Source organism: Streptomyces sp. DH10, from assembly GCF_029813805.1.
In the GTDB taxonomy this organism is placed as follows: Bacteria; Actinomycetota; Actinomycetes; order Streptomycetales; family Streptomycetaceae; genus Streptomyces; species Streptomyces coeruleofuscus.
In genome coordinates this window covers 49,310-69,820 of sequence record NZ_JARVKU010000003.1, presented here as the reverse complement: position 1 = coordinate 69,820, position 20,511 = coordinate 49,310, and the positions used below count along the sequence as shown (strand labels likewise).

Annotated in this window: 21 protein-coding genes; 11 read left to right on the top strand and 10 right to left on the bottom strand. The window is 70.6% G+C overall.

Going from position 1 to position 20,511, the window contains the following annotated elements; all coding sequences use genetic code 11:
* Window positions 1–94 precede the first annotated feature (94 nt).
* A complete protein-coding gene (locus QC385_RS43950; RefSeq protein WP_336621274.1) occupies window positions 95–700 on the top strand; it encodes a DUF7848 domain-containing protein in 606 nt (201 codons plus the stop codon).
* Between the two features lie 51 nt (window positions 701–751).
* Here QC385_RS43950 and uvrA read toward each other — a convergent pair whose 3' ends face one another.
* On the bottom strand, window positions 752–3,256 hold the full coding sequence (gene uvrA, locus QC385_RS07150; protein ID WP_279540431.1) for an excinuclease ABC subunit UvrA: 2,505 nt from the start codon (window positions 3,254–3,256) through the stop codon (window positions 752–754).
* 81 nt (window positions 3,257–3,337) lie between these two features.
* On the opposite strand from uvrA, the gene QC385_RS07145 reads away from it, so the two are divergent.
* Both QC385_RS07145 and QC385_RS07140 read left to right on the top strand, forming a co-directional pair.
* Entirely contained in the window at window positions 3,338–4,063 is a 726-nt protein-coding gene (locus tag QC385_RS07145) for a MerR family transcriptional regulator (protein ID WP_279540430.1), read from the top strand.
* 68 nt (window positions 4,064–4,131) lie between these two features.
* A complete protein-coding gene (locus QC385_RS07140) occupies window positions 4,132–4,290 on the top strand; it encodes a hypothetical protein (RefSeq protein WP_279540816.1) in 159 nt (52 codons plus the stop codon).
* Window positions 4,291–4,297: 7 nt separating this feature from the next.
* Here QC385_RS07140 and ccsB read toward each other — a convergent pair whose 3' ends face one another.
* The 7 genes from ccsB to hemL all read right to left on the bottom strand — a co-directional run bounded on the left by ccsB (window position 4,298) and on the right by hemL (window position 12,058).
* Window positions 4,298–5,380, bottom strand: coding sequence for a c-type cytochrome biogenesis protein CcsB (ccsB, locus tag QC385_RS07135; RefSeq protein ID WP_279540429.1), 1,083 nt, complete (start codon window positions 5,378–5,380; stop codon window positions 4,298–4,300).
* A complete protein-coding gene (resB, locus tag QC385_RS07130) occupies window positions 5,377–7,119 on the bottom strand; it encodes a cytochrome c biogenesis protein ResB (protein ID WP_279540428.1) in 1,743 nt (580 codons plus the stop codon). Before resB ends, ccsB begins: the two co-directional genes overlap by 4 nt.
* 3 nt (window positions 7,120–7,122) lie before the next feature.
* On the bottom strand, window positions 7,123–7,893 hold the full coding sequence (locus QC385_RS07125) for a cytochrome c biogenesis CcdA family protein (RefSeq protein ID WP_150482384.1): 771 nt from the start codon (window positions 7,891–7,893) through the stop codon (window positions 7,123–7,125).
* A 13-nt stretch (window positions 7,894–7,906) separates the two neighbouring features.
* Window positions 7,907–8,554, bottom strand: coding sequence for a TlpA family protein disulfide reductase (locus tag QC385_RS07120; RefSeq protein ID WP_279540427.1), 648 nt, complete (start codon window positions 8,552–8,554; stop codon window positions 7,907–7,909).
* A gap of 66 nt (window positions 8,555–8,620) precedes the next feature.
* Window positions 8,621–9,910, bottom strand: a complete 1,290-nt coding sequence (locus tag QC385_RS07115; RefSeq protein ID WP_279540426.1) for a polysaccharide deacetylase family protein — start codon at window positions 9,908–9,910, stop codon at window positions 8,621–8,623.
* 136 nt (window positions 9,911–10,046) lie between these two features.
* Window positions 10,047–10,745: a histidine phosphatase family protein gene (locus tag QC385_RS07110; protein ID WP_279540425.1), complete on the bottom strand. Its 699-nt coding sequence runs from the start codon at window positions 10,743–10,745 to the stop codon at window positions 10,047–10,049.
* On the bottom strand, window positions 10,742–12,058 hold the full coding sequence (gene hemL / locus QC385_RS07105; RefSeq protein ID WP_279540424.1) for a glutamate-1-semialdehyde 2,1-aminomutase: 1,317 nt from the start codon (window positions 12,056–12,058) through the stop codon (window positions 10,742–10,744). Before hemL ends, QC385_RS07110 begins: the two co-directional genes overlap by 4 nt.
* Before the next feature lie 491 nt (window positions 12,059–12,549).
* Here hemL and QC385_RS07100 point away from each other — a divergent pair, with 491 nt between their 5' ends.
* Complete coding sequence (locus QC385_RS07100; RefSeq protein WP_003974483.1) at window positions 12,550–12,987, top strand: hypothetical protein; 438 nt, start codon at window positions 12,550–12,552, stop codon at window positions 12,985–12,987.
* Between the two features lie 106 nt (window positions 12,988–13,093).
* Here QC385_RS07100 and QC385_RS07095 read toward each other — a convergent pair whose 3' ends face one another.
* Window positions 13,094–13,705, bottom strand: a complete 612-nt coding sequence (locus QC385_RS07095) for a helix-turn-helix domain-containing protein (protein WP_279540423.1) — start codon at window positions 13,703–13,705, stop codon at window positions 13,094–13,096.
* A gap of 115 nt (window positions 13,706–13,820) precedes the next feature.
* Between QC385_RS07095 and QC385_RS07090 the strand changes: the two genes are divergently transcribed.
* Both QC385_RS07090 and QC385_RS07085 read left to right on the top strand, forming a co-directional pair.
* On the top strand, window positions 13,821–14,456 hold the full coding sequence (locus QC385_RS07090; RefSeq protein WP_279540422.1) for a class I SAM-dependent methyltransferase: 636 nt from the start codon (window positions 13,821–13,823) through the stop codon (window positions 14,454–14,456).
* A 62-nt stretch (window positions 14,457–14,518) separates the two neighbouring features.
* Entirely contained in the window at window positions 14,519–14,995 is a 477-nt protein-coding gene (locus tag QC385_RS07085; RefSeq protein ID WP_279540421.1) for a tautomerase family protein, read from the top strand.
* 27 nt (window positions 14,996–15,022) lie between these two features.
* Here QC385_RS07085 and QC385_RS07080 read toward each other — a convergent pair whose 3' ends face one another.
* Window positions 15,023–15,607, bottom strand: a complete 585-nt coding sequence (locus QC385_RS07080; protein ID WP_279540420.1) for a TetR/AcrR family transcriptional regulator — start codon at window positions 15,605–15,607, stop codon at window positions 15,023–15,025.
* A 120-nt stretch (window positions 15,608–15,727) separates the two neighbouring features.
* On the opposite strand from QC385_RS07080, the gene QC385_RS07075 reads away from it, so the two are divergent.
* The 5 genes from QC385_RS07075 (at window position 15,728) to QC385_RS07055 (ending at window position 20,462) form a co-directional block, all read left to right on the top strand.
* Window positions 15,728–16,159 (top strand): tautomerase family protein, encoded by a 432-nt coding sequence (locus QC385_RS07075; protein ID WP_279540419.1) that lies wholly within the window; start codon window positions 15,728–15,730, stop codon window positions 16,157–16,159.
* On the top strand, window positions 16,152–17,162 hold the full coding sequence (locus QC385_RS07070) for a zinc-dependent alcohol dehydrogenase (RefSeq protein ID WP_279540418.1): 1,011 nt from the start codon (window positions 16,152–16,154) through the stop codon (window positions 17,160–17,162). The genes QC385_RS07075 and QC385_RS07070 overlap by 8 nt, the downstream gene beginning before the upstream one ends.
* A complete protein-coding gene (locus tag QC385_RS07065; protein WP_279540417.1) occupies window positions 17,155–17,859 on the top strand; it encodes a PaaI family thioesterase in 705 nt (234 codons plus the stop codon). The genes QC385_RS07070 and QC385_RS07065 overlap by 8 nt, the downstream gene beginning before the upstream one ends.
* 26 nt (window positions 17,860–17,885) lie before the next feature.
* Window positions 17,886–18,539 (top strand): M15 family metallopeptidase, encoded by a 654-nt coding sequence (locus QC385_RS07060; protein ID WP_279540416.1) that lies wholly within the window; start codon window positions 17,886–17,888, stop codon window positions 18,537–18,539.
* Window positions 18,540–18,971: 432 nt separating this feature from the next.
* Window positions 18,972–20,462, top strand: coding sequence for a SulP family inorganic anion transporter (locus QC385_RS07055; protein ID WP_443032865.1), 1,491 nt, complete (start codon window positions 18,972–18,974; stop codon window positions 20,460–20,462).
* Window positions 20,463–20,511 lie beyond the last annotated feature (49 nt).

The window sequence follows — 20,511 nt, the reverse complement described above, 5'->3', positions numbered from 1 at the left end:
CCGTGACAGTGCACCGGTGTCACACGCCAAGCATTGAACCGGACTGTTCCCCTGCGCAACGCTCGATACACCCAGAGTTACGGAGGTGCACGGGATGGAACCGGGAACGCTCGTCTACGACCCCGAGACGGGCAAGGTCGGCGAGTACCAGGACAGGACCGGCCCGTATGTGATGCTGCGCCCGGTCGGCGGCGGCCGGGAGTGGCAGGCGGACCCGGTGCGGATCCGGGTGGCGACCCTGGAGGAACGGCTCAGGGCGGGCGTACGCGCGGCCAACGACCGTTCCAGGGAAGGGTTGTCGGCGGACCCGAACCGGCCCCCCGTGCCCGTGCCCGGGTGCGTGGCGTGCGAGGAACTGGCCGCCCGCCGGGACACGGCGCGGGCCGTGTTCGACGGGAGCGCCGTGACGGACGCGAACGTGCTGCTGCGCCAGCACCAGCGCGAGGAGCACGGTGGGGAACCGGCGGGGCGCCGGATCTTCCGGTACGTCCCGTACTCGATCGTGCAGGACGTGTCGGCGCTCCCGGAGTACCAGGCGTACTGCGTCTCGGGAGAGGACGAGGACTGCGGGGCGAGTTCCGGCCCGCACGCGTCCCCGGCCGAGGTGGAGGAGTGGCAGCGCAGGCACACCCAGGAGACCCGGCACCTGCGCTACCGCCGCAGCTTCGCCGACTACGCGGTGCTGGAGAGGCAGGGCTGACGAGGCACGACGCCGCCGAGGAAGCGGGCGAACCCGAGAGCCCGGCGCAGGTCACCCTGCCAGAAAGCCGCCTGTCCGGGACGCCCGCCCGGCCGCCACCTCCTGCGGGGTCCCCTCGGCCACCACCCGGCCCCCGCCGGCCCCGCCGACCGGCCCGAGGTCGATCAGCCAGTCCGACGCCCGCATGACATCGACGTTGTGCTCGATGGTGATGACGGAGTGCCCCGCGTCCACCAGCCGCTGGAGCACGTCCAGCAGCCGCGCCGAGTCCGCCGCGTGCAGGCCGGTCGTCGGCTCGTCGAGGACGTAGAGCGTCCGGTCGGCCGCCCGGCGGCCCAGCTCCTTCGCCAGCTTGAGGCGCTGCGCCTCACCCCCGGACAGCGTGGGCGCGGGCTGGCCCAGCGGGAGGTAGCCGAGGCCGACGTCCGCCATGCGCCGCAACCGGCCGGCCACGGCGGGCACGTCCCGGAACACCCCGAGCGCCTCGTCCACCGTCGCCTCCAGCACCTCCGCGATGTCGTGCCCCTGGTACCGCACCGCCAGCACCTCCGGCCGGAAGCGGCGGCCCCGGCACCCCGGGCAGCGCACCTCCACGGCCGGGAGGAAGTGCATGCGTACGGTGAGCACGCCCGCGCCCTCACAGCGTTCACAGCGTCCGCCCGGCACGTTGAAGGAGAACCGGCCCGCCGTCAGGCGTCCTTCGCTGCTCACGGCGAAGACCTCGCGGATCGGCGTGAAGACGTCCGAGTAGGTCGCGGCGTTGGAGCGCGGGACGCGGCTGATCGGCTCCTGGTCGATGAGGACCGCCTTGGACAGGTGCTCCCAGCCGTCGATGCCGTCGTGCTCGGCGGGGAGTTCCCCCGCCCCGTGGAAGTGGCGGCGGGCGGCGCGGCCCAGGATGTCCAGCAGCAGCGTCGACTTGCCCGAGCCGGACGGGCCCGTGACCGTCACCAGGCGGTTCAGCGGGATCCGTACGGTCACGTCCTTGAGGTTGTGGGCCCGGGCCCCGCGGATCACGACCGCCGTGCCGCTGCCGCCGCGGCCACGGGACTCGGGGGCGGGCAGCCGGCCCGACAGATACGCGCCGGTCACCGAGCCCTCGGCCCGGGCGACCTCCTGCGGTGTCCCGGCCGCCACGATCCGTCCGCCGTCCCGGCCCGCCCCCGGGCCGACGTCCACCACATGGTCCGCCGCCCGCAGCACGTCCAGGTCGTGCTCGACGACCAGCACCGTGTTGCCCAGATCGCGCAGGCGGCGCAGGACGCCGATCAGGCGGGCGGTGTCCGAGGGGTGCAGGCCGATGGTCGGCTCGTCGAGGACGTAGAGCACACCGGTCAGGCCGGAGCCGAGCAGGGCGGCCAGCCGCAGCCGCTGGGTCTCCCCGGCGGACAGGCTCGGCGTGGACTGCTCCAGGCTGAGGTAGCCGACCCCGACGTCCACCAGACGCCGTACCCGTTCCTCCAGGTCGGCGACGACCGGTTCCACGAGCAGCCACTCGTCCCCGGCCGACCGCTCCTTCAAGGCGGCCAGCCAGCCGTCGAGTTCGGTCAGCGGCAGCCGTGCCGCCTCGACGATCGTCAGTCCGTGCACGGTCACCGCCCGGCTCTCCGGCCGCAGCCGGGTGCCCTCGCACTCCCCGCAGGGCTGCTTCACCAGGCCCTGCTTCTCGGCCCGTTCGCGGTACTCGGGGTCGTCGGCGCGCTCGGTGTAGCGCCGCAGCAGCGCCGTCGCGACCCCTTCGAAGCGGCCCGCCGCCACGGTCGTCGGCGCCTCGACGGCCGGGAAGTGCCGCCGGAACTCGGGGCTTTCGACGCCGTACACCAGCAGGTCCCGCTGCGGCTCGCCCAGTTCGCCGACCGGGAGGTCCGGGTCGAAGGTGAAGCCGTAGTGGCGGGCGGCGGCCCGCAGCGCGGTGAGGTTCCACTCGGTGAGCTTCGGGTTCCAGCCCCGTACCGCGCCCTGGGCCAGTGAGCGGGAGCCGTCCACCAGTCGCCGTACGTCGGGCCGGATCACCTCGCCCAGGCCGGTGCAGGACGGACAGGCGCCCGCGGGCTTGTTGAAGGAGAAGGAGCCCATCACCAGCTCGGGCACGAGGGTGCCGCAGTGCGGGCAGGGGGTCTGCTCCCCCTCGGCGTCGTCGTCGGCCGTGGTGTCGGCCTCCGCCTCGCTCGCGTACGACGGCGGGATGCTCTTGCCGCAGCCGGGGCAGGGGCGGGTCCCGATCCGCGACCACAGCAGCCGCAGGTACGTGAACACCTCGGTGACCGTGCCGACCGTGGAGCGCGGGCTGCGGTTGGTGAGGTGCTGGTCGACGCTGATGGACGGGGACAGGCCGCTGATCGAGTCGACGGCGGGTTTGCTGACGAAGCCGGTGACCATGCCCAGCGACTCCAGGTACTGCCGCTGGCCCTCCCGGTGGAGGGTGTCGAAGGCGAGCGTGGACTTGCCGGAGCCGGACAGACCGGTCAGGACGACCAGCTTGTTCTTCGGGAGGGAGAGGGAGACGTTCCTGAGGTTGTGGAGGCGGGCGCCGGTGACCCGGATGCTGTTGTCCATTCCTTCAAGTCTTCCATTGAAGTGCGGTGTTGAGACTTTTCAGGCATCAGCGGTGGTCCTCTTGCCGTAACCTTCAAATCGATGACCGACGAACGCCGTCTCCGCCCCGTCGACCTCGCCCGGCTGGCCGGTGTCTCGACGCAGCAGATCCGCAACTACGAGGACGCCGGTGTGCTGCCGCCCGCCGCGCGGACCGCGTCCGGCTACCGCGTCTTCGGGGAGGTGCACCGCGCCGCGCTGCTGGCGTACCGGACCCTGATGCGGGGGTACGGGCCGGTGAAGGCGACGGAGATCATGCGGTCCCTGCACGACGGGGACGTCCCGGGCGCGCTCGCGCTGGTCGACGCCGCGCACGCCGCCCTGCACGAGGAACGGGTCTCCCTGCGGGCCGCGAGCGAGGCCCTGGAACTGCTGGCGGCCGAGCCGCCCGCCCCGCTCCCGCGCTCCGGCGGGCTGCGCATCGGGGAGGTGGCCGTACTGCTGGGCGTACGGACCTCCGCGCTGCGGGTGTGGGAGGGGGCCGGGCTGCTCACACCAGGGCGCGAGCGCGGCACGGGGTACCGGATCTACGAACCCGCCGATGTGCGCGACGCCCGGCTCGTGCACACCCTGCGCCGCAGCCACTACCTCTTCGACCAGATCCGCCCGGTGCTTCAGGGGCTGCGCCGGGAGGGCAGCAGCGACGCGCTGCGGGCGGCGATCACCGCGCGCGGGCATGCCCTGACAACGCGCACGAGGGTCATGGTCGAGGGCGCGGGCGCTCTCCACGCCTACCTGGACCGGCTCACCGCGGCCGCCGTCAACTGAGCACACCGTCCAGGCCGCGTATCGCCGTTCGAGAGGTCATCCGTTCCGTTGAAATCCGGCGACACCCCATGTGGTCGGTAACCGGCTCGCCATTCACCCGGATCCACGAGGGCCTGTGGTTCGCCGGCCGCCGCCCGGACACCGACATCGCGCACAAGAACCTGCGGCTGTACGCCGAGCGGCTGCGCGACGTGATGACGGAGACGGCCGCCCGGTCCTTGTCCTAGGCCGGGGTCACACGCCCGCGTAGGAGTGCTTGCCGGAGACGAAGATGTTCACGCCGTAGTAGTTGAACAGCCAGCAGCCGAAGGCGACGAGGGCCAGGTAGGCGGCCTTGCGGCCCTTCCAGCCGGCGGTGGCGCGGGCGTGCAGGTAGCAGGCGTAGGCGACCCAGGTGATGAAGGACCAGGTCTCCTTCGGGTCCCAGCCCCAGTAGCGGCCCCAGGCGTCACCGGCCCAGATGGCGCCCGCGATGATCGTGAACGTCCACAGCGGGAAGACGGCCGCGTTGACGCGGTAGGAGAACTTGTCGAGGGAGGCGGAGGAGGGCAGCCGCTCCAGGACGGACGTCGCGAACGTGCCGGGCGTGCCGCCGCTCGCGAGCTTGTTCTCGTAGGAGTCCTTGAAGAGGTACAGGATCGTGCCGACCGCGCCGACGTAGAAGACCGCGCCGCAGAAGATCGCCGTGGAGACGTGGATGTACAGCCAGTACGAGTGCAGGGCCGGGACCAGCTGGTCGCTGGCGGTGTAGAGGACCGTGACCGCGAGGCCCAGGTCCAGCAGGACCGAGGTGATCAGGAACAGGCCGAGCCAGCGCACGTTCTTCTTCAGCGCCAGCAGTCCGAGGTACACGCTGACGGCGACCGTGGAGAACGTGATGTTGAACTCGTACATGTTGCCCCACGGCGCCCGCTCCACCGAGGCCGCGCGGGCGACGACGCCGCCCAGCTCGATCAGGAAGGCGAGCACGGTGAGGGAGATCGCGATGCGGCCGTACAGGTCGCCCTGTTCGTCACCGCCGTGCGCCCCGGGCCCGTCCGGCACGTCCCGCTGACCGGTCGCGGCCCGCACGGTGACCTTCGGCCGCTCCAGGACGGCGGTGCCGCCCGCCTTGTTCACGGTGACGGCGGGCGCCTTCTTCGCCTCGGCCTTGTCGGCGGTGAGCGCGGCGGCGGTGCGGGCGACCTTGCTGCGGCTGCCGAAGAGCCATTCGGCGATGTACGCGAAGAACGCCAGGGTGTAGACGGCCATCGCGGAGTAGATCAGCACATTGCTGATGTTCGCGAGGTTTTCGTTGGTGGCGGCGGCGAGAGTCACTTCTCAGCCCCTTCGGCAGGTACGGGGGTTTCGGTACCCGGCTCCTGGTCGGTGTCGGGGGAATCTGCGGGGTCGTCGGGGCCGGGCGCGGCCGGCGTCTGGTCGTAGAGGATCCCGGCGAGGTCGCCGAGCTCCTCGGGGACCTTGGCGGACTCGCTGCGGCCGAGGCCGGCCATCTCCACGACGGTGACGCCGTCGGCACCCTTGACGGCGCGCACCCAGACGCGGCGGCGCTGGATGAACAGGGAGGCGGCGAGGCCGCCGATGGCCGCGAGGGCCCCGGCGAGGGCCCAGCCGCCGCCGGGCTCCTGGACGACCTGGAAGCCGGCCCACTCCTTGACGTCCTTGCCGAAGGTGACCGAACCGGCGCCGTTCGGGAGCTTCATGGTCTCGCCGGGCTTCAGCAGCTTCTTGAACAGCTTGCCCTGGGAGTCCTTGAACTCCTTCATGTTGGTCTTGTCCATCTGGTACACGCTCTGCGGGATGCCGGAGTCGGCCCCCAGGTCGCCGTGGTAGGCGGACAGCGCGAGCACCGGGGAGTCCAGCGCGGGGAACTGCGACAGCATCGTGCCGCTGGCGGCGCCGCCGAAGGTCGGCACGAAGAACGCGTTGAAGCCGAGCTGTTCCTTCTTGCCCTCGGGGTTGCGGTAGCCGTCGAGGACCTTGATGGCGCCGGAGGAGGTGACGTTGGCGTCGAGCGGCAGCAGCGGTACGGCGTCGTCGTAGACGACGTTGCCCTTGGCGTCGCGGACGGTGATGACCGGGGCGTAGCCGTGGCTGACGAGGTAGACCTTGGAGTCGCCGATCTCCAGCGGGTGGTTGACCTTGACGGTGGTCTTCTCGTCCTTGCCGTAGGGACCGTCGCTGTAGGTGAGGTCGGCCTGGTAGACGCGCGGGGTGCCCTTGTTGGGGCCGCTGCGCTCGTAGGTGCCGGTGAACTTCTTCAGGTTGAAGCTGAACGGCACCAGGTCGTCGGAGGTGAAGAGGCTGCCGGACTTGAAGTCGTCGTACTGGGTGAGGGTGTTGGAGAAGCCGTCGCCCTCGACGACCAGCTTGTTGCCCTCGGACTTGTACAGCTGGCCCCAGGCGAAGGCGACCAGCAGCACGATGAGGGCGATGTGGAAGACGAGGTTGCCCAGTTCGCGCAGGTAGCCCTTCTCGGCGGCGACGGCGTCACCGGCGAGGTGGGCGCGGAAGCGGCGCTTCTTCAGCAGGGCCAGGGCGGCGCTGTGGATCTGCTCGGGTTCGGCCGTGGTGCGCCAGGTGGTGTGGGCGGGCAGCCGGTTCAGCCGGCTGGGCGCGCGCGGCGGGCGGCCGCGCAGCTGGCCCACGAACTGCCAGGTGCGGGGGACGATGCAGCCGATGAGGGAGATGAACAGCAGGATGTAGATCGCGGAGAACCACACCGAGCTGTAGACGTGGAACAGGCCGAGCTTGTCGTAGACGTCCCCGAGCGTCGGGTTGGCCTTGCGGAAGTCGGCGACCTTCGTCTCGTCCTGGCCGGACTGCGGGATGAGCGAGCCGGGGATCGCGCCGAGGGAGAGCAGCAGGAGCAACAGCAGCGCGACCCGCATGGAGGTCAGCTGCCGCCAGAACCAGCGGGCCCAGCCGATGACGCCCAGGGAGGGCAGGTTGGGCGCGTCCTCCGTGGGGGCGGTGGACAGCTGGGAGCCGGCGTCGCCGAGCTCCTGGGTTTCGGCGGCGGTCGGGGCCGGGTCGGAGGCGGTGGTCTTGCTCATCGATCAGATCCCCACAGTGAAGCCGTCGGACCAGACCTGCATCTCCTGCACGATGCGGTCCCACGCGCCGGTCAGCAGCAGCAGACCGGTCACGATCATCATGGTGCCGCCGATCCGCATCACCCAGACGTAGTGGCGCTTGATCCAGCCGAAGGCGCCGAGGGCCTTGCGGAAGGCGACCGCGGCGAGCACGAAGGGCACGCCCAGGCCCAGACAGTACGCGACGGTGAGGGCGGCACCGCGTCCGGCGCTTCCCTGGTCGGAGGAGAGGGCCAGCACGGAGGCGAGGGTGGGGCCGATGCAGGGCGTCCAGCCGATCCCGAACAGCGCTCCGAGCAGGGGCGCGCCGACCAGCCCGGCCACCGGCTTGCGGTGGAGCCGGAACTCGCGCTGGGTGAACCAGGGCATCAGGCCCATGAAGAAGACGCCCATGAGGATCATGAGCACGCCGAGCACCTTGGACAGGACGTCCTTGTGCTCCTGGAGCGTGTCGCCGAAGTAACCGAACAGCGCGCCGGAGGAGACGAACACGGCGGTGAAGCCGAGCACGAACAGGGAGGCGCCCGCGACCATCCGGCCGCGCCGCGCCTCGGCGAGATCGGTGCCGGCGACCCCGGTCACGTAGGACAGATAGCCGGGCACGAGCGGCAGCACGCAGGGCGAGAAGAAGGAGACGAGTCCGCCGAGCAGGGCGATGGGCAGGGCCACCAGCAGGGCGCCGTTGAGCACCGTGCCGTTGGGGTCCGCGACCGCGGCGAGGGTGAGCGCGCTCACGTGACTACTCCGCTCACTTCTCTGCGACGACCGGCTTGAGCATCTTCAGCAGCCGTTCCTCGCTGAGCGCGGACAGCGAGCGGGCCGCGATCTTCCCGTCCCGGTCGAGGATCAGGGTGGAGGGGATCGCCTGCGGGTTGAGGGTGCCCCTGCCGAAGCGCAGCAGCAGCTTGCCGGTGGGGTCGTAGAGGCTGGGGTAGGTGATGTCCCAGTCCTTCTCGAAGGCGAGCGCGGCGCCGGTGGAGGTGTCGCGGGTGTTGATGCCGACGAACTGCACGCCCTTGCCGGCGTACTCCTTGGAGACCTTCGCGAAGTACTTGGCCTCGGCGCGGCAGGGGTTGCACCAGGAACCCCACACGTTGAGGACGACGACCTTGCCCTTGTAGTCGGCGACGTCGAGGGTCTTGCCGGCGATGGTCTTGCCGGACAGGTCGGGTGCCGGGGCGCGCTCACCCTTGGCGGCCGTCGCGATGCCGTCGGTGCCGGTGACGAAGTTGGTGTTGCCGCCCCCGCCGGAGGTGCCGCCGGAGCCGCACGCGGTGACGACCAGCGCGGCCACGGCGGCACCGGCGGTCAGGGCGGCGCGGCGACGGACCCGGGTCGAGCGGGTCGTGCGGATTGAGCGGTTCGAGCGCAGGGGGGCGCGGCTGGCGGCACTCATGTGAAAAGTTTCGCATGTCCGTTCCGGGGTTCTCGCCCACCCCCCTTGCGGGTGGAAAACCGCATTTCAGGCGGCGTCCCGGGAGGGTGTACCGGCACCTCCCGGGGTCTTGTCGGCGAACCCCTTCCAGCCACCGGCCGGTTGCTGTCCGACGTCGAGCGTGCGGAGCTTGTCGAGCACCTCGGGCTTCTGCACGTCCAGCCAGTCGACGAACTGCCGGAAGGAGACGAGGCGCACATCCGCGCCCTTCTCCTTCTCGCGTGCGATGTGCTTGAAGGCCTCCTCCACGGCGTCCATGTAGATGCCGCCGTTCCACTGCTCGAAGTGGTTGCCGATGAAGAGAGGTGCCCGATTTGTCTCGTACGCCCGCTTGAATCCCTGGATGTACGCCTGTGCCGACTGCTCCCGCCAGCCCGGGTAGTTGTGCGCCGGGGCCTTCGTGGTGCTGATGGACTGGTTCGCCAGCATGTTGTAGTCCATGGAGAGGACCTCGAAGCCACGGCCGGGGAAAGGTATCTGCTGCAACGGCAGGTCCCAGAGACCCTGCCGCTTCACCGGCCACACCTGACGGCCGCCGGGCGAGGAGGCGTCGTAGCGCCAGCCCAGCTCGCGGGCGGTGGGCAGCAGGTTGTCCTGGCCGAGCAGACACGGCGTACGGCCGCCGACGAGCTCCTTGTCGTAGTCGAACGGCAGCGGGGGCAGATCGGTCCAGCCGGTGTTGGTGCGCCACTGCTTCACGAAGGACTTCGCCTGGTCGATCTCGCTGCGCCACTGCCGCGGCGTCCAGTTCTTGACCGAGCCGTGGGCCTCACCGCAGAAGTGCCCGTTGAAGTGGGTGCCGATCTCGTGGCCCTCCAGCCACGCCCGGCGGACGTTCTTCAGCGTGTCCTTGACGTGCGCGTCGGTGAGGTAGCCGATGTCGGAGGCGCCGCGCGGGTTGTTCGGCGGGTCGTAGAGGCGCTTTTTCGACTCGGGCAGCAGATACAGCCCGGACAGGAAGAAGGTCATGCTCGCGCCGTGCTCCTTGGCCAGGTCCAAAAAGCGCGGGAAGAGCCCGTTGCCGACCTCGCCGGCACCGTCCCAGGAGAACACGACGAACTGCGGCGGGGTCTGACCCGGCTCCAGTGGCTCGGGCTTCGCGGGCTGGTGGGGCTGCTTGCCGGTGTAGGCGGTGGAGCCGTCGCCGATGGGCCGGGCGGTCGGCTTCGGCTTCGACCCTCCTTGTGCGGAGTCTCCGGAACCGTCGGCATGGCTGGAGTCATCTGACCCGGTGAGTCCGCCGCACCCGGCGAGCGAGACGGCGGCCGCGGCCCCCGCGCCGATTCCGAGCATTCCCCTGCGGGAGTAAGGGCGCATTGCATCCCCGTTCATCACGTTCTCTGGTGGTCACCCAGTCAGAGGACGTGACGAACGGGGAGGTTCCGCCGATATTTGCAGATTCCGTAACGAGGCCGTCAGAAGCGAACAGAAAGGGCCTACGCGCAGGAAGGGGCTACGCGCCGAACGCCTTGTCCTTCCCCTTCACCGGCTTGGCGCCGGCGAGGAGATGGGCCGGGACGAGATCGCGGGCCGGCTCGGTGTAGCCGACAGAAACGATCCGGTCGCCCCGGTACGTGAAGCTCGTCAGCGAGGCGAGCGTGCACTGCCGCTTGCGCGGGTCGTGCCAGAGCCGCCGCCGCTCGACGTACGACCGCACGATCCAGATCGGCAGCTGATGGCTGACCACGACGGCCTCGTGCCCCCGGGCCCGGTCCTTCGCGGTGCTCAGCGCGTTCATCATCCGCACGACCTGGTCGACGTACGGCTCACCCCAGGACGGCCGGAACGGGTTGAGCAGGTGCTTCCAGTTGCCGGGCTTGCGCAGCGCCCCGTCCCCGACGCCGAACGTCTTGCCCTGGAAGATGTTGCCGGCCTCGATCAGCCGCTCGTCGGTGGCGAGGTCGAGACCGTGCGCCTTGGCGATCGGCTCCGCCGTCTCCTGCGCCCGCTCCAGCGGGGAGGCGACGACGTACGTCACATCGCGGGACGCGAGGTGCTCGGCGACCCGGTCGGCCATGCGCCGGCCCAGCTCGGACAGGTGGTAGCCGGGCAGCCGCCCGTAGAGGATGCCGTCCGGGTTGGCGACCTCGCCGTGCCGCATGACGTGGACGACGGTGATGTCGTCGTTCGACTCATCGGTCTCGCTGCTCATGCCGTGGCCTCCGCGGCGGCTCGGGCCGCCGCCGGCAGGGCGTCGGCGATCCGCTGCACGGCCCGCTCGTCGTGCGCGGTGGAGACGAACCAGGACTCGAAGGACGACGGCGGCAGGTAGACGCCGCTCGCGAGCAGCGAGTGGAAGAACGCGGTGAAGCGGAAGGACTCCTGCGCCTTGGCGTCCTCGTAGTTCCGCACGGGCCGGTCGGTGAAGAACACGGAGAACATGTTGGAGGCGTTCTGGAGCCGGTGCGCGACGCCCTCCTTGGTCAGCGCCTCGCTGACGAGCTCCTGGATCTGCTTCGACACCGCGTCGACCTTGTCGTAGGCGGCGTCGTCGAGGAGGCGCAGCTGGGCGAGCCCGGCCGCGGTGGCGACGGGGTTCCCGGAGAGGGTGCCGGCCTGGTAGACGGGCCCGGCCGGGGCGAGATGAGCCATCACATCCGCACGCCCGCCGAAGGCCGCGGCCGGGAAGCCGCCGCCCATGACCTTGCCGAAGGTCATGAGGTCGGGCCGGACCCCGTCGACCCCGTACCAACCGGCCCGGCTGGTCCGGAACCCGGTCATGACCTCGTCGGAGATGTAGAGGGCGCCGTTCTCGGCGCAGAGGTCCTTGAGGCCCTGGTTGTAGCCGTCCGCGGGCGGTACGACGCCCATGTTGCCCGGGGATGCCTCGGTGATCACGCAGGCGATCTCGCCGGGGTGGGCGGCGAAGGCGGCGCGCACGGCGTCGAGGTCGTTGTAGGGCAGGACGATGGTGTCGCCGGCCTGGGCACCGGTGACGCCCGGGGTGTCGGGAAGCGCGAACGTCGCGACGCCGCTGCCGGCGGCGGCGAGCAGCGAGTCGACGTGCCCGTGGTAGCACCCGGCGAACTTGATCACCTTGCTGCGCTGCGTGAACCCGCGCGCGAGCCGGATCGCGGACATGGTCGCCTCGGTCCCGCTGGACACGAGCCGCACCTGCTCGACCGGCTCCACCCGGGCGACGATCTCCTCGGCGAGCGCGACCTCGCCCTCACCGGGCGTGCCGAAGGACGTACCGCGGGCGACGGCGTCCTGCACGGCGGCGATGACCTCGGGGTGCGAGTGCCCGAGGATCATGGGCCCCCAGGAGCACACGAGGTCGACGTACTCCCGCCCGTCGGCATCGGTCAGATACGGCCCCTTGCCGGACACCATGAACCGCGGTGTGCCGCCGACGGCGCGGAAGGCCCGCACCGGTGAGTTCACGCCACCGGGTGTGACGGCCGCCGCACGGTCGAACAGAGCCTGCGAGGCCGGTGCTTCATACGGATATGCCAGTTCGCTCATGACCTGCGACTTCTCCGACCTTCTCCGACGACGTCGGGATCCGGGTGTGAGTGACCTGTTCAGGGTAGGACAGTGCCCGGCAACCGGTCCCCGAACCTCCGTCGTCTGCGAGACTGGGACGTGATACACACAGCTCAAACGGCCGAGGGTGGTCGGAGGCTGCGTAGATCCCGCGGGCAGATGTTTCAGCGCACGTTTCGGCGAGCGGCCGCGGGGGAGGTCACTGACACGATGATCGGGTTGCGCGGCGGGGGCGACGCGTCCTAGAAAAGCAGTCGGGTGGAGATATGCATCGCGGTGGCGGACTGGGCGAGGGGACTGATGACCTGGGTCCTCGACGTGCCCGGCGGGGAAGGCACCGGCGCGAAGCGGAGGAAACGCAGGAAGCACGTCGGACTCAGGATCTGCCGAGTGAACCGGAGCGGCTCGACGGACGTACAGAACGCCGAGTGGACGATCTTCGGGCCGGGAGCAGCAGGAATGGTGGTCGGGTGGGGGTGACGTACAAGTACTTCGGCGCGCCGGACGGCGCGACCGCGGCCCGCGTCCCGATCTCGATGCGCCCCGAGGAACTCGGCGGCGACGAACTCGGCATGAACGGCATGTTCACGAAGATCAAGCCGGAGACCATGGCGGCGATGGTCCTCACGGGCATCGAGGGGGTCCCCCTGCACAAGGTGCCGCCCCTGGAACTGGTCGTCCTGCACCCCGACTACGCGGTCGTGAAACTCCCGATGACCGTCGTCGACCCCCTGCGGGGCATCGGCGAGGAGGCGGTGGGCGCGGCGGCCTTCATCTGGTCGACGGTCCCGGACCGGGGCGGGCCCCGGGACGCGTTCAACGTGTACCAACTGCTGCACGAGTGGCAGGACTTCTCGCATCGGCTGCATGAGGCGGGGCATCAGCCGTATTGCCTTGTCTGGCCCTGAGCTGGGCTTTCATGGTGTTCGGGCGGGGCTTTCGGGCTCCGCCCTTGTCATGTGCCGGTGATGCGGGGATCGACTGGGTGATCGTCGGTGGCGCGAGCGGCTCGGCTCACCGGCCGTCTTCTTGCTCGGCCCGGCCTTGTCTCGGTGCCGCGCGGACGTGCGCGCGTTCGCCTTGTTTGCCGATGAGACTCAGGTACTCGACGGGGCCGGCGCCGGTGGCCCCGAACCAGTGCGGGGTGCGCGTGTCGAACTCCGCGGCCTCCCCGGATCTGAGGACGAGGTCGTGTTCCCCGAGGACGAGGCGGAGCGTTCCGTTGAGGACGTAGACCCAGTCGTAGCCCTCGTGTGTGCGCAGGTCGGGTTCGGCGTCGTCCTTTCCGGTCGGGAGGACGAACTTGTAGGCCTGGATCCCCCCGGGCCTACGGGTCAGCGGCAGGATGACCGAGCCGTCGCCGCAGGGGATGGGACGCAGGTTGATACGGGGGTCGCCCGTCGGCGGCGCGTCGACGAGTTCGTCGAGCGTGACCCCGTAGGCGCGAGCGAGCGGAAGCAACTGCTCGAGCGAGGGACGCCGCAGGCCCGCCTCGAGCCGGGACAAGGTGCTGGTGGAGATGCCGGTCTCCGCCGCCAGGGCGGCGAGCGTGACCTCCCGTTGCAGCCGGAGGCGCTTCAGCCTCGGTCCGACGGCGTCGAGAGTGCGGTCGATCGCTTCGCCCATCCCACCATTTTTCCATTTGGCAACAAGGTTTGCTCATTCGCCCTGTTCCTCGGCACCGTGACGAACGGACCGAGGAACGCACCCGCGGAGTGGCCGCGAACAAGGAGGGCGATCTGTGACGCACGGATTCGACAAGGACTTCTGGGAGCGGCACTGGCGACAGGGACAAGCCGGGCGCCCCGGCTCCATGGGCGGCAACCCGCCGAACCCGTACCTCGCTCGTGAGACCGGCGGCCTGACACCTGGCACGGCATTGGACGCGGGATGCGGCGGCGGTGCCGAGGCGATCTGGCTCGCCTCCCGCGGCTGGCACGTCACCGCAGCCGACATCTCCTCCGAGGCCCTTGCTCTCGCTGCCGAGCGGGCGACGACGGCCGGGGCTCCCGAGCGCCTGAAGTGGGTCGAGGCGGACCTGGGCGTCTGGAGCCCGGGCACGCGGTTCGACCTGGTCATGACCCACTACGCCCATCCGGCGATGCCCCAGCTGGAGTTCTACGACCGCATCGCCGGGTGGGTGGCCCCCGGCGGCACGCTCCTCATCGTGGGCCACCTGCGCACCTCGGGCTCTGCCGGCCACGGGCACCACCCTCCTGCCGAAGCGTCGGTCACGTCCGCCGCCATCACCGCCCGCCTGGACGGCAGGGAGTGGGAGATCGTCACCGCCGAAGAGCGCCTCCGCACGCTCACCGGCCGCGGGGGCCGAGCGGCCCCCCTCCACGACGTCGTCGTGCGCGCCACGCGCCACCTATGACAGTCGTTATAGACGGGGTGTAGCCTGACCGCCGTCTATAACGACTGTCATAGGAGGATGCCATGACGATCATCACGGTGAACGCCCCGAAGGGCCGTCTCGGTCAGGAGCAGCGCCGGAAGCTGGCCGAGACGCTGACGGACGCGGTGCTCGTGCCGGAGGTCGGGCAGGTCGCGCCGGCTGCGCGGGTCGGGTTCCAGGTGCACTTCACCGAGCGCGAGGCCGACATGATGGCCATCGGCGGACGGCTCCTCGCGGACACCGGACCGGACGCCGACGTCATGGTGATCGACGTGACGGTGATGGACGGGGACTGGCGGGAGGACGTCCGGGCCGAGGTCATCGAGCGCGTCCTGGCCGCGATGGCCGACGCCTGCGGCCTCCCCGAGCCGTCGCCGGCCTGGTGGGTGACCTTCCGGGTGATCGACGAGGGCGGCTGGGGGTCGCGCGGCGGCGTGCTGTCCGTCCTCTCCCTCCTGGACAGCGGCGTGTTCACCGAGGAGAAGGCCAAAGCCGTGCGGGCCGCGCTCGGCGCGTGACGCGTATCCGTGCGCCGCGGCGGGGCGTCAGCGCTTGATCACGCCGACGACGAGCGCTTGCAACTGCTCGGCGGTGTCGTCGAGCGGCTGAGCGCTGCGCTTGGCGCGGCACATGGCGACCGTGCCCTCGACGGCCGCCACGACGAGCGTCGCGAGTTGCGCGGCCTGTTCGGCCTCGGCGCCGTGCTCCCGCAGCGAGGCGGCCAGCAGGGTCTCCCACTGGGCGAACACGTCTGCCGCGGCGGCAAGAGCGGGCGGGACCTCGTCAGCCGGAGGCTCCTCGACGGCCACGGCCAGCACAGGGCAGCCGGCGTGGAAGTCGCTCTCGACGACGATCTTGCGCCACAGGGCGAGGAACGCCCGCAGTCCTTCGACCGGCCCCGACTCCAGCTCCTTGCGCAGGCTGCGGGCGACCCACTCGCCCGTGTACCGGACGGCTTCGGTGGCCAGCTGCTGCTTGCCCTCGGGAAAGTAGTGGTACGTCGAGCCGAGCGGCGCCTTGGCGTGCTTGGCCATCTCCCGGATGCTCGTGGCGCTCAGACCGCGCCGACTGATCATGTCGGCGGCCCCGGCCACGATCCGCTCGCGCGACGGCGTTCTGCGCTCGGCCACCTGTGCACATCCCCTCTGGCTATAACGGCCGTCATAGTCTACCGTGACCTCTCGTTATAACGACTGTCATAGAAGCTGGCTGTCGAGGAACAGTGGCTGTCGACGATTCGAGGAGCTGCCATGCCGATGATCAGGCTGACCGTCCCGACCGGTGCGCTCACCGCTCAGGGGCGCACGACCGTCCAGCGCGACCTGGCCGCCGTGCTGCTGCGCTGGGAGGGCGCGCCCGACACCGCCTTCTTCCGCGCTCAGGCGTGGAGTTACCTCGTCGAACTGCCCGAGGGTGCCCAGACCACCGCCGGGGACGACGAACCGCGCTTCCTGGTGGAGGTCACCGTTCCGCAGGGCGCCCTGTCCGAGCGCCGCAAGGCGGGCCTGGTCGAGGAGGCCACGAGGACCGTCCTGGGCGCCGCCGGCCTCGGCCCGGACGACACGCTGCGGGTGTGGGTGCTGGTGCACGAGCAGCCCGACGGCACCTGGGGCGCGGGGGGCTCCGTCGTCCGGTACGCCGATCTCGTGGCACTGGCGAAGGGGCAGCACACCGATGCGTGAACTGACCTACGTCGCCAAGCGCACCGTCGAATGGCGGGAAGCACCCGACCCCAGGATCCAGTCGGACGGTGAGGCGATCGTCGCGCCGGTGGCCGCCACCCCGTGTGACGTCGACTCCTCGATCCTCGCCGGTCACGGCTTCATCGAGCCGCCCTTCGCCCTCGGCCACGAGTGCGTCGCCCGGGTCGTGGAGACCGGCGACGCCGTCACCACCGTCTCCTCCGGCGATCTCGTGGTCGTCCCGTGGTCCGTCAACTGCGGCGGCTGCGACCGCTGTCGGGCCGGGCTGACCGCCCACTGCACCGCCGTGCCCTCCATGGCGATGTACGGCGCACCGATCGGCGGCAACTGGGGCGGGCTCTTCTCCGACCTGGTCCGCGTGCCCTACGCCGACGCCATGCTGGTCCCACTGCCCACCGGCCTCGACCCGGTCGCCATGGCCTCCGCCAGCGACAACTGGTCCCTGGCCTGGCGCCTGGTCGCACCCCACCTCAAGGCCCGGCCCGGAGCACGGGTACTCGTCGTCGCCCGCGGCAGCATCGGCCTGTACGTGTGCGACATCTCCCGCGCGCTCGGCGCCTCCGACGTGCTCTACGTCGACCCCGACCCCGAACACCGCGAGCTGGCCCGCGCGTTCGGCGCCGCCACCACCGAGACACTGGAGCCCCTCCCGCAGGGCTACGACATCGCCGTCGAGGCCACCGGCCGCGTCGACCAGCTCGGCCTGGCCGTCAAGTGCCTCACCCCGGAGGGGATCTGCGAGAGCGCGGGCAACCACTTCCGCCCCGGCGAGCTGCCCCTGCTCGACATGTACCTCAACGGCGTCACCCTGCGTATCGCCCGCGACAACGTGCGCGCCCACATCCCCGACGCCCTGCGACTCGCCGCCTCCGGCAAGGTCGCCCCCCAACGGGTCGTCTCCCACGTCATCGACTGGGAGGACCTGCCGGCCGCGCTGCCGGAGAAACACCTCAAGCCGGTCTTCGTCCGGGCAGATGTCTGACCGCCCCCGGCTTCCGCGCACCGGCACCGGCACCGGCACCGGCACCGAGGAACTGGAGCGCCGGAAGGCGGCCATCACCCGCCTCGGTCACGAACTGCGTGCTCTGGTGGAAGCCACCGTCCGCACCGACGCCTCCCCGGACACTCTCCACCGCGTGGCGGACGGCGTCCGCACCGTCACCGGCCGGCTCACGGGGCGACGTCGCGCACGAGGCGAGATCCCCGAGGTGGACGAATTCCCGGCGGGACCGCGCTTCTACAGCCCCGTCACGGGAGCCGGCAGCCCGCTCGCCCCACCGATGCGGATCACGGCCGCCGACGACGGCCTGATCGGCGAGTGCACCCTCGCCGGCACCCACGAAGGCCCGCCCGGCTACGGGCACGGCGGGGTGAGCGCCATGCTCCTGGACGAACTGATGGGCCGCGCCTGCGCGGCAGCCGGGACGCCCGGCCTGACCGTCTCCCTCCAGATGCGCTACCACCGCCCGGTCCTACTGGAAACACCCCTGCGGATCATCGCGCGCGTCACCGGCACGGACGACCGCAAGATCTTCGTGAAGGGTTCGATCACCAGCCGGACAGCCCCGGACGCCGACCTCGTCACGGCCGAGGGAGTCTTCGTCACGCCCGACCCCGACAGCACCCGTGCTCTGTTCCCGGGGCTGCAACGGGTGATGGCCGAAGAGCTGCGCGGCTGAGTCGGTCCCTGCGTCATGATCGGCGCATGACCGAGATCGTGCTGATGTCAGATCCTAGGGTCGCGGCGATCCCCGTGGTCGAGTGCGGGGAAAAGCTGCTCGACGTCCGGGTGCGGGAGTCCATCGCCGTCGACCCGCGCAAGGAAGACGGGGCGGGCGATTTCGCGCACCTGCGGGAAGGGGTCCTGGCCCGCCTGCTGAAGGCCCAGGAGCTGCTGCCGGACGGCGTTCGCCTGCTGTTCGTCGAGGGGTACCGGCCGCCCGCCCTCCAGCGTTCCTATTTCGAGCAGTACTCCGACGCCCTGCGGGCGGACCATCCGGGCTGGTCGGCGGAGCAGGTGCGGCAGGCCGCGAGCCGCTACGTGTCACCCCCGGAGATCGCTCCCCACAGTGCCGGCGCGGCAGTCGATCTCACCCTCCTGTCCGCCGACGGGCAGGAGCTCGACATGGGGACGCCGATGAACGCCAGTCCGGAGGAGAGCGACGGCGCCTGCTACACGGACGCCCCCGGCATCCCGCCCCGGGCGCGCGACAACCGGCGGCTGCTCGGCGACGTACTGACGGCCGCCGGCCTGGTCAACTACCCGACCGAGTGGTGGCACTGGTCGTACGGTGACCGGTACTGGGCCCTTGCCACGGGCGCGGAGCACGCGGTCTACGGGGCGCGGGAGCGGGCTTGAGTGTCACGTCGTCATCGGAGGCGGGGCGGTCCGGCGTGGCGGGCAGGTCGCTCGTGCCGGATGGTGCGTCCGCACGCGCTTGTAGAGTTGTTCGTGAATTCGAGCTTGTATTCGATCTTGCAGGAGAGAAGCGTGCGTGAGTCCGTGGTGCCCGGCGCCGCTGTCTGTCCGCCGTGATTCCGCGCCGCCGACCCGACTCCCGACCCGAGTCCTCACGCGAGCCCTGACGCGCATCCGATCGCGCATGTCGGCTCCGTCCTGAATCCTCCGGCCCGCGAGCGGGTCGATCGCGGGAAGCCGGACCGGCCTTCCGCCCCGTGTTCCGCACCTTGATTCCGCACTCCCCATGCCGCATGCCCCATTCCGCACGCCTCGTCCTGCCCGGGGATGTGCCCGAGCACGACAGGTAGCTGTTCCTTGTCTTCCTCCGTACTGTCCCCCGCCGCCCGGCTGCGTGGTCTCAAGCCCGACTGGCTGCGTGATCCGAAGGTCTGGCGCACCGAGGTGCTGGCCGGCCTGGTGGTCGCGCTCGCGCTGATCCCCGAGGCGATCTCGTTCTCGATCATCGCGGGTGTCGACCCGGCGATCGGCCTGTTCGCCTCCTTCACCATGGCCGTCACCATCGCGGTCGTCGGCGGCCGCCGGGCGATGATCTCCGCCGCCACCGGCGCCGTCGCTCTCGTGATCGCGCCCCTGAACCGCGACCACGGCTTCGGCTACCTCGTCGCCGCCGTGATCCTGGCGGGTGTGTTCCAGATCGTCCTCGGCGCGCTCGGGGTGGCCAAGCTGATGCGGTTCGTGCCGCGCTCGGTGATGGTCGGCTTCGTGAACTCCCTCGCCATCCTCATCTTCATGGCGCAGGTGCCGGAGATGACCGGCGTGCCATGGCCGGTGTATCCGCTGATCGCCGCCGGGCTGGCGCTGACGGTGTTCTTCCCGAAGGTCACCACCATGGTCCCGGCGCCGCTGGTGTCCATCGTCATCCTGACAGTGATCACCCTGGCGGCCGGGATCGCCGTGCCGACCGTGGGCGACCAGGGCGAGCTGCCGTCCTCCCTGCCCGTGCCGGGGCTGCCGGACGTGCCGTTCACCCTCGACACGCTGACGACCATCGCGCCGTACGCGCTGGCCATGGCGCTGGTCGGGCTGATGGAGTCCCTGATGACGGCCAAGCTGGTCGACGACATCACCGACACCCACTCCTCCAAGACCCGCGAGTCCGTCGGGCAGGGCGTCGCCAACATCGTCACCGGGTTCTTCGGCGGCATGGGCGGCTGCGCCATGATCGGCCAGACGATGATCAACGTCCGGGTGTCCGGCGCCCGTACCCGCCTGTCGACGTTCCTGGCCGGGGCGTTCCTGATGGTGCTGTGCGTCGTCTTCGGGCCGGTCGTCTCCGACATCCCCATGGCGGCGCTGGTCGCGGTGATGGTCATGGTGTCGGTCGCCACCTTCGACTGGCACTCCATCGCGCCGAAGACGCTGCGGCGGATGCCGGCCGGGGAGATCACCGTCATGGTGGTCACCGTCGCGTGCGTGGTCGCCACGCACAACCTCGCCGTCGGTGTGGTCGTCGGCTCGATCACCGCGATGGTCGTCTTCGCCAAGCGCGTCGCCCATCTCGCCGACGTCACCGCCGTCACCGACCCCGACGGCACGAAGGTCGTCTACCGGGTGACGGGCGAGCTGTTCTTCGCCTCCTCCAATGACCTTGTCGGCCGGTTCGACTACGCCACCGGCCCCGACGAGGTCGTCATCGACCTGTCCGCCGCGCACATCTGGGACGCCTCGTCCGTCGCCGCCCTGGACGCCATCGAGACCAAGTACGCCCAGCGCGGCAAGGCGGTCGAGATCATCGGCCTGAACGAGCCCAGTGCCCGGATTCACGAGACGCTCAGCGGCGAACTCACCGGCGGCCACTGACCGGCGCGGGCAACCGCGCGTGTCGGGCCGGTCGCCAAGGCGGCCGCGA

Bases quoted from the DNA above. Each gene is read 5' to 3' on its own strand.
- QC385_RS43950 (WP_336621274.1), top strand. From the start codon at position 95: ATGGAACCGGGAACGCTCGTCTACGACCCCGAGACGGGCAAGGTCGGC.
- QC385_RS07075 (WP_279540419.1), top strand. From the start codon at position 15,728: ATGCCGATGATCAGGCTGACCGTCCCGACCGGTGCGCTCACCGCTCAG.
- QC385_RS07140 (WP_279540816.1), top strand. From the start codon at position 4,132: ATGTGGTCGGTAACCGGCTCGCCATTCACCCGGATCCACGAGGGCCTG.
- QC385_RS07115 (WP_279540426.1), bottom strand. From the start codon at position 9,910: ATGCGCCCTTACTCCCGCAGGGGAATGCTCGGAATCGGCGCGGGGGCC.
- QC385_RS07065 (WP_279540417.1), top strand. From the start codon at position 17,155: ATGTCTGACCGCCCCCGGCTTCCGCGCACCGGCACCGGCACCGGCACC.
- QC385_RS07145 (WP_279540430.1), top strand. From the start codon at position 3,338: ATGACCGACGAACGCCGTCTCCGCCCCGTCGACCTCGCCCGGCTGGCC.
- QC385_RS07095 (WP_279540423.1), bottom strand. From the start codon at position 13,705: ATGGGCGAAGCGATCGACCGCACTCTCGACGCCGTCGGACCGAGGCTG.
- QC385_RS07120 (WP_279540427.1), bottom strand. From the start codon at position 8,554: ATGAGTGCCGCCAGCCGCGCCCCCCTGCGCTCGAACCGCTCAATCCGC.
- resB (WP_279540428.1), bottom strand. From the start codon at position 7,119: ATGAGCAAGACCACCGCCTCCGACCCGGCCCCGACCGCCGCCGAAACC.
- QC385_RS07110 (WP_279540425.1), bottom strand. From the start codon at position 10,745: ATGAGCAGCGAGACCGATGAGTCGAACGACGACATCACCGTCGTCCAC.
- uvrA (WP_279540431.1), bottom strand. From the start codon at position 3,256: ATGGACAACAGCATCCGGGTCACCGGCGCCCGCCTCCACAACCTCAGG.
- QC385_RS07070 (WP_279540418.1), top strand. From the start codon at position 16,152: ATGCGTGAACTGACCTACGTCGCCAAGCGCACCGTCGAATGGCGGGAA.
- QC385_RS07060 (WP_279540416.1), top strand. From the start codon at position 17,886: ATGACCGAGATCGTGCTGATGTCAGATCCTAGGGTCGCGGCGATCCCC.
- hemL (WP_279540424.1), bottom strand. From the start codon at position 12,058: ATGAGCGAACTGGCATATCCGTATGAAGCACCGGCCTCGCAGGCTCTG.
- QC385_RS07085 (WP_279540421.1), top strand. From the start codon at position 14,519: ATGACGATCATCACGGTGAACGCCCCGAAGGGCCGTCTCGGTCAGGAG.